Genomic DNA, 329 nt, shown 5'->3' with positions numbered 1-329 from the left:
TCTGGATTCGACGGGATTAGCGAAGTCCAAGGTGCACGTCGAGGTGCGGTAGGCCTCGTAAACAAACCGCAAAAAAATAGTCGCAAACGACGAACAATACGCTTTAGCAGCTTAATAACCTGCTCATAGCCTTATCGCCTCAGCTTCCGCTCGTAAGACGAGGGCAACGATAAGTCACCCAAAACGAGATCGTGTGGACGCCGCCGTTTGAGGATCGAAACACTAAATTGAATCAAACTAGCTTATTTCTTGCGTGTCTGTCCGCTGGAGGTAAGTGAAATTAAAGACCAGACTAAACGTGTAGTGCTGAAGATGGAGTAATTTCGGAC

The 329-nt window shown here is 47.4% G+C and carries 1 other RNA gene; it reads left to right on the top strand.

The features are described 5' to 3' along the window. Positions 1 to 329, top strand: a transfer-messenger RNA (tmRNA) gene (gene ssrA / locus FLQ44_RS22560).

This window comes from Vogesella mureinivorans (assembly GCF_007644035.1).
GTDB classification, from domain to species: Bacteria; Pseudomonadota; Gammaproteobacteria; order Burkholderiales; family Chromobacteriaceae; genus Vogesella; species Vogesella mureinivorans.
This window is presented reverse-complemented; position numbering and strand designations above follow the sequence as displayed.